Origin of the sequence: Bacillus cereus group sp. BfR-BA-01382, assembly GCF_022663475.1 — a bacterium.
In the GTDB taxonomy this organism is placed as follows: domain Bacteria; phylum Bacillota; class Bacilli; order Bacillales; family Bacillaceae_G; genus Bacillus_A; species Bacillus_A thuringiensis_S.
In genome coordinates, this window is record NZ_JAKUFQ010000011.1 from 88559 (window position 1) to 95554 (window position 6996).

Here is a 6996-nt window from a genome sequence, read left to right on the forward strand (position 1 = left end):
ATCAGAATTTTCTTTCTATATGTTAAAATATAGCTATCATTATGAAGAAGGGCGGGAGTATTACGAAAAAAAGATTGTTAATCATTTCTCTATGTATCGCTTTTGTATTGTTTTGGTCATATAAAGAGAAGGTTTTTGCTACCTTTAAACCGATTGATCAGTACGAGTTAAATAAGGAATTAAAGAACAAAAGTATAGAAAATTTAACTCATAATGAAATGAAAAAGGTAGGAGAGCATTTTGTGACCGAGCAACTATCAGTGTTTGAGTTTACTAATAAAGAAGATGTGAAACGAAAAGGTGAAGAACTATTTTTAAATAGAGGGTATGAACAATTAATGGGAAATTATTATCCAAATCGTTTTCAAGATTTAGAGTATAAATTTACAAACGAGGAGATACGTGAAGAGACCGATGAGAGTTTTCTTTATCAAGCTGTAGCGTACGTTGCGGGTACTGAAAATGGTAAGAGAAGCAAAATGAAATTGAATTATGAAGTGAAAATTGTAAAGGTTAATAATATATTTATGGTGCTAGAACAAAAGCAGCGCGTACAATAAAGGAAATTCATTGCTCAATAGAACATTTGGGGGTGTACTACTTAATGCGGAATAAAAAGGCCCTCAAGGAATCAAGGGCCTTTAAAGATTTTCATTTTGTTGACCAAGTTCTTTTTGAGCAATATATAAATTTCCTTGCTCGACTTGTTTAAGTGTATGAACAGAATCTCCTGCATATCCTTTTTGTGTTTTAACAGTTCTTTTTGAACGATTGGAATTTTGTTTCTTCATATAATAGGCACCTTTCATCAAAAATAAACGAAAATGATAAGTATGAGTAATACAGCAGCGAAAATGGTAATGCCCATTAAAAACGAAGTGTTTTTATATTTAGGTGGCTTATGTACATCTTGCCGATATCCAGGTGAAATTTCAGGGGCAAATTCTTCATCGAATGATTGCTTTTTTTCTTTGTCGTCCATATGTACCCACCTTTCTTTTTCATTATATTACACGTTACAAGAAAAAATATGCATAAAGAAAACAGCCGCTTTATTATTAGCGGCTGTTTTGTGTTGCATATTTTCGTTGTACTTGAAAGAGACGGATAAGTAGGAAGGCAGCGCCAAATGCTAGACCGATAATAAGACCGATCCAATAGCCTTTTGCGGCCCAATCTGTATACGTTGCTAGTATGTAACCTAGTGGTAGACCTATTATCCAATAAGCAATTAAAGTCATAATTAGAGCAACATTTACATCTTTATAACCACGCAGAGCTCCTTGTACAGGGGTTGCAATTGCATCTGAAATTTGAAATAAAATCGCAAAGATAAGAAATTCTTTTGCTAAATGATGAACTTTTGCATCTGTCGTATAAATAGAAGCAATTTGATTATCAAAGAAGTAGAGAAGAATCGAATATAATAAAGCAAAGGCAAGGGCTAATCCAATTCCAATCAGTCCGTATTGTTTTGCATTATCGTAACGTTTTGCTCCGACTTCGAATCCGACTGCAATAGTCATTGCCATTGCTAAACTTAGCGGAGTCATATATAACAAGGAAGCAAAGTTCATAGCTGCTTGGTGAGCTGCAATAGTTGTCGTACTAAAATTACTCATCATAAGCGTTACCGCAGCGAAAATACTTGTTTCAAAAAAGATAGCAAATCCGATAGGGACGCCAAGCTTTAAGAATGCTGTCCAACTCGAAAGAGAAGGACGATATAATTGTTTGAAAATGTTAAAAGAGGCAAAAGGCTCTTTCGTCTGAATAATAATGACTGTAATAATTAAAATGCACCAATATGTTGCAGTGGAAGCAATTGCTGCTCCGACACCACCAAGCTTTGGGAAACCGAAGTTACCAAAAATTAATAGGTAATTTAATATTACGTTAATTGGTAATGATAGTAATGTAATAATCATCGTTGTTCGAGTTTTTCCTAATGCATCAATAAATCCACGTAAAACAGTGTACGTGAATAAAGGTATAATTCCTATTGCGATAATACTTAAAAATTGAGCTGCAATTCGTTCCACAGGTTCTTCTAAGCGCATGCCGTTTAAAATAGGTGAAACGACGAAGAAACCGATGAGGATAACAACGAAGCTAGCACAAATTGCTAAATAAACTGCTTGTATGACAACGTGGGGAACGTCCTCTTTTTTCTTGGATCCAACGAGCTGTGCAACAATGGGAGTAGTAGCCATTAAAATTCCTGTTAATCCCGTACTAACTGGAAGCCATATACTTGTTCCAATTGCAACACCTGCTAAATCAGTTGGACTTGCATGTCCTGACATTGTTGTATCAAAAAAACTCATCGCAAATAATGACATTTGCGTTACGAAAATCGGAAAAAATAGTAATACAAATTGCTTTAACTTTTGTGAGAATGAAGTAGTTTCTTTCATAAAATCCCCTTTCCGTATAAAAAAACAAACTCTTACTATCATACAATTTAATCAAAGATTAGAAAAGAAATACGCGCCTACAACATATGAAACCAATAAAAAAAGGATGCACTTTGAAAAGGGATAAGGTATTATGATAAGGTGTGAAAAAATTACATATTATTTGTTATTAAGGAGGCACTACTTGTGGCTGATTGGTTAATTGGTTTAATCATGGGTGCTGTTGAAGGGTTAACAGAGTTTCTACCAGTATCATCAACAGGACATATGATTTTAACAGGACATTTAATTGGATTTGAAGATGAGAGAGCGAAAGTTTTCGAAGTTGTTATCCAATTGGGATCGATTTTAGCAGTTGTTGTTATATTCTGGAAGCGTCTATGGTCGTTAGTTGGAATAGGAAAAGTAACAGACGGACCATCGTTAAATTTATTACATATTATTATCGGGATGATTCCTGCCGGGGTACTTGGCGTATTATTCCATAGCACTATTAAAGAGGTTTTATTTGGTCCAGGACCAGTTGTTATTAGCTTAGTAGCCGGTGGTATTTTAATGATTGTTGCTGAGAAGTTTTCAAAACCAAGTACAGCAAGAACGTTAGATGAAATCACATATAAACAGGCATTTACAATTGGAATGTTCCAATGTTTAGCTCTTTGGCCAGGGTTTTCTCGTTCTGGTTCTACAATCAGTGGTGGTTTATTAGCTCGCGTGTCGCATACAGCGGCAGCTGAATATACGTTCATTTTAGCGGTACCGATGATGGTAGCTGCAAGTGGGTTAGATTTAATTAAAAGCTGGGATGTATTAAGCTCAGCAGATATAACGCTATTTGTAACAGGATTTGTAACTGCATTCGTTGTTGCGATGCTTGCAATTGTTTCATTCTTGAAATTATTATCTCGTGTAAAACTAACACCGTTCGCTTACTATCGTTTCATTTTAGCTGCGGTATTCTATTTCTTCATTATGTAATAAAAAAAACTGCCGAGCTCGGCAGTTTTTTTATTTTACTATTTTTTCCACCATATTTTCCATTACATGCTCCCAAAGAGAAGTATCATCAGCTAATGTAGCACGGAAATTAGCATACATTTCTTTTTGTTTTTCTTCGAATGTTGGATCTTCTTTTTCAGGTAATGTAGCGCGCATTGAAGTTACTAATTCTTGTACTTTTGGAGCGCGTGGTCCAAAGACGGCTTGTTCATTTCCATCTTTATCAATGAAAATAAAGATTGGAATCGCACGTGCTGTTCCATTTGTTAAATATTGATCCATTAATTCTAAGTTTTCATCGCGAATTAATAAACTCATATCAATATTTGCAACTTCAGAAATTCGTTTCATAACAGGTACGCATAAAAGAGCATCGCCACACCAATCAGCAGTTAATACGATAACACGCCAGCCGTCATTTTGACGTTCTTCTAATACAGGAAGTAATTCATTTGGAATTAAAAAGTTATTGTAAATGTGTAGTAGCTCGTATTGGTTTACTTGCATTTCATTCACATATGTATCAAAGGACATACCTTTATCAGCCCATTGTTGTAAGTTCATAATTAACACCTCTTTAGTAAGATTTGCTTTCATTGTACCAATTTTTATATAGAAAAGCTTGTATTCTTACTCTTTCTCGTCACTTAATAATTTATTTAAGAGGAAAAAGAATAGTACGACACATAATTCAGCTGTGTTGGACATTTGTACGCTTTCTATCCAATTATCAGCAGTATGAATGACGAACCAATCTAGTGTAATTTCAATGAACGAGAAAAGAGTAATAGAAATCCAATTTGGCATGTTTTGTGTCAGTGGATATAGCAGCGCTTTGAAGAAACTGAAGATGAAAAATGTAATACTGTCTAAGAAAGTGATTAATAAAAAAAGAGAAGTAACGCAGTACGTGAACTATACTCTATACCTGTAATTTGAAAGATTCCTACATATACAAAAAATATAAATGCAAAAACGATAATGAGAAAAAGAGCAATAATACTAGTGATAATCGTTTTATCTTTTAGGCTGAGATTTGAGAATTTCTCCTCCTCATGCATTAAAATACCCCCTTTTTCTGGAAGTTAACTTCATTTTATCATGAAATACCTATTAAAAAACTACGAATTATGGGAAAATAAGGTGACAAAAAGTAAGATTTCATGTAAAATTATTAATAAGGTTTTTATTTAACTAAATGAAATAAAAGGAGCTGTCAAAGTTGTCTCAAAATCGAGAGCAATTAATGGAAGAACTATCGACAAATGTGTTTGCTATGTTTCGCACATTGCGTAATGATATCGGAAAAATATTCGGTGGTTACATACCGTGGAATGAATTCATCGTCCTGAGAATATTAAATCGTACGAATAAAGAAATGGTATCGCGTGTAGCAAATGAATTAAATGTGTCGAATAGTCATATTACAGCTGTTACAGAAAAATTAATTAATAAAGGTTTTGTAACTCGTTCACGTTCTACATCGGATCGCCGAGTTGTGTATTTAGAGATTACAGAACAAGGGAAAAATTTAGTTGCGAAAATGGAAGATGCGAAAAAACAATATTTACAAGAAAGATTCTCTGCACTTTCAGAAGATGAAATGAGTGTAATGATTTCGATTTCCAAAAAACTTATTTAAGTGATTATAAACAAGAAAACGCTTACGTGATGAAAAAGAAGATCTTCCTTATATATGGAAGGTCTTCTTTCGTGTGTAGTAGATGTTAAAAAATAAAATGTGTATGAAAAAAGATAGAGCGCCATACTACTAATACAAGGAAGGGAGGGAGAAATATGACGAATCGTAACGGTAGTAAAGGGAGCGGTAATCAAGGATCACCAAAGTCCGGCCAGTTTAATCAGGAATTTAGCACTGAATTTGAAACTGGTAATGATAATAAAGGGAAAGAATATCGTTCGAAAAAAGGAAGTAAATCAAAAAAGGAGTGAATATATTCACTCCTTTTTTGATTTAAGATGCTGCCGATTGATCAGTATTATATTTTTCTTCTGATTTTGCGACAATCATTGCACAAATTGCATCACCAGAAATGTTTACAGCTGTTCTTGACATATCTAGAATACGGTCAATACCAATAATTAAAGCGATACCTTCTACTGGTAGATTTACTTGATTTAAAACCATTGTAAGCATTACAAGTCCAACACCTGGTACACCAGCAGTACCAATACTAGCTAGTACAGCAGTTAATACGACCATAGCTAATTGCGGTAATGTAAGTTCAACTCCGTATACTTGAGCGATAAATACAGTTGCTACCCCTTGCATAATAGCGGTACCATCCATATTAATCGTTGCACCGAGTGGTTGTACAAATGAGCTGATTGCTTTTGGAACTCCAAGCTTCTCTTGTGCGGTTTTCATTGCAAATGGAAGAGATGCATTAGAGCTAGATGTGCTAAATCCAATTGCCATTACCGGTCCGAAATGCTTAAAGAACCGGACGATACTTTCTTTTGCTAAAACCTTTAATAGGCCGCCATATACAAAGACCCCGTGAATAATGAGTACTAACATAACGACAATCATATACTTGAACATCGCAGCGACGCCTGCAAGACCCATTTTACCAACGGATGAAGCGAGCAAACCGAATGTTCCAATTGGGGCTAATTTCATAACGAGATTAACAAGATACATCATTAATTCGTTGCCCTGTTCAAGTAATGAATGGATACCTTGAACTCGTTTTCCTAAAATAGCTATACCGAGTCCAATCAATACGGCAAAGGCAATGATTTGTAACATGTTTCCGTCAGCCATTGCTTTTGCTGGGTTATCTGGTACGATATTTAGCAATGTTTCGACGAAAGATGTTTCAGTTTTTGCACCTTCATACTTAAGACCTTCTGTTTTAAAATTACCGCCAGCTCCTGGTTTTATAATAAGTGCAAATGTAACCGCTATAGAGATGGCAACCGCAGTTGTTACGAGAAAGAATGAAATTGATTTTAAACCGATTCTTCCAAGTTGTTTCGGATCTCCAAGGCCGGCAGCACCAAGTACGATAGAAATGAATACAACAGGAACAACTAGCATTTTAATAAGGCGAATAAACAATTGACCAATTGGGTTGAACACATATTGATTTAGTGGCTCAAAGATAGATGGAGCGGCTAAATTTAGAGTGAGTCCAACAACTAGACCTAGAAATAATGCGATTAAGATTGCTTTTGTTTGTTTCAATAAAATCCCCCCTTTTGTTTGTGCGAAAGTTCTTTCTAAAGTAATTATACCGAAAAAATACCTAATTTAACAATATTTTCTGAATTTTTTGTTTTTATTTAAGTGTAGATAGACTGATTTTGTGTTTGGAAAATAAAATAGACCATCATATAGGATGGTCTAGGGAAGGGGACAATTTATGTCAATTTAATTAGGGATGGAAGCTGCTTTAAGACACTGGGGAATGTCTTAAAAATTAGGGAGGAACAACTTCGATACATATACTATAAAAGGTAGGTGTGACTCTCATGTGAACATAGGGTGAAAGAGAGAGGGAGTTTTAAAGAAAAGATAGAAAGACAAAAAAATAAGACCATCATTTATAAGATG

General features: G+C 34.7%; 9 protein-coding genes and 1 pseudogene. 4 read left to right on the top strand and 6 right to left on the bottom strand.

Annotated elements, in window-relative coordinates; all coding sequences use genetic code 11:
- The first annotated feature begins 41 nt into the window (after nucleotides 1-41).
- On the top strand, nucleotides 42-560 hold the full coding sequence (locus MR160_RS07635; RefSeq protein WP_002083113.1) for a hypothetical protein: 519 nt from the start codon (nucleotides 42-44) through the stop codon (nucleotides 558-560).
- Between the two features lie 81 nt (nucleotides 561-641).
- Here MR160_RS07635 and MR160_RS07640 read toward each other — a convergent pair whose 3' ends face one another.
- From MR160_RS07640 to MR160_RS07650, 3 genes are all read right to left on the bottom strand, one after another.
- Nucleotides 642-791 carry a hypothetical protein gene (locus tag MR160_RS07640; protein ID WP_000744623.1) on the bottom strand — a complete coding sequence of 50 codons (150 nt, stop codon included), beginning with the start codon at nucleotides 789-791 and terminating at the stop codon, nucleotides 642-644.
- A gap of 17 nt (nucleotides 792-808) precedes the next feature.
- Nucleotides 809-982, bottom strand: a complete 174-nt coding sequence (locus MR160_RS07645; protein ID WP_000341062.1) for a hypothetical protein — start codon at nucleotides 980-982, stop codon at nucleotides 809-811.
- Between the two features lie 76 nt (nucleotides 983-1058).
- On the bottom strand, nucleotides 1059-2417 hold the full coding sequence (locus MR160_RS07650) for an MATE family efflux transporter (RefSeq protein WP_242297184.1): 1359 nt from the start codon (nucleotides 2415-2417) through the stop codon (nucleotides 1059-1061).
- A gap of 186 nt (nucleotides 2418-2603) precedes the next feature.
- Between MR160_RS07650 and uppP the strand changes: the two genes are divergently transcribed.
- Nucleotides 2604-3395 (top strand): bacitracin resistance undecaprenyl-diphosphatase, encoded by a 792-nt coding sequence (gene uppP, locus MR160_RS07655; RefSeq protein ID WP_000796263.1) that lies wholly within the window; start codon nucleotides 2604-2606, stop codon nucleotides 3393-3395.
- Between the two features lie 30 nt (nucleotides 3396-3425).
- Here the strand turns inward: uppP and MR160_RS07660 are convergent, their stop codons facing one another.
- Nucleotides 3426-4013, bottom strand: a complete 588-nt coding sequence (locus MR160_RS07660) for a thioredoxin family protein (protein WP_003260458.1) — start codon at nucleotides 4011-4013, stop codon at nucleotides 3426-3428.
- Nucleotides 4014-4046: 33 nt separating this feature from the next.
- Nucleotides 4047-4477 (bottom strand): annotated as a pseudogene (locus MR160_RS07665) (regulatory YrvL family protein).
- A 161-nt stretch (nucleotides 4478-4638) separates the two neighbouring features.
- Here MR160_RS07665 and MR160_RS07670 point away from each other — a divergent pair.
- Both MR160_RS07670 and MR160_RS07675 read left to right on the top strand, forming a co-directional pair.
- Nucleotides 4639-5058, top strand: a complete 420-nt coding sequence (locus MR160_RS07670; RefSeq protein WP_242297186.1) for a MarR family winged helix-turn-helix transcriptional regulator — start codon at nucleotides 4639-4641, stop codon at nucleotides 5056-5058.
- Nucleotides 5059-5213: 155 nt separating this feature from the next.
- Nucleotides 5214-5369: a hypothetical protein gene (locus tag MR160_RS07675; RefSeq protein WP_000184928.1), complete on the top strand. Its 156-nt coding sequence runs from the start codon at nucleotides 5214-5216 to the stop codon at nucleotides 5367-5369.
- Between the two features lie 22 nt (nucleotides 5370-5391).
- Here MR160_RS07675 and MR160_RS07680 read toward each other — a convergent pair whose 3' ends face one another.
- Complete coding sequence (locus MR160_RS07680; RefSeq protein ID WP_000814811.1) at nucleotides 5392-6627, bottom strand: dicarboxylate/amino acid:cation symporter; 1236 nt, start codon at nucleotides 6625-6627, stop codon at nucleotides 5392-5394.
- Nucleotides 6628-6996 lie beyond the last annotated feature (369 nt).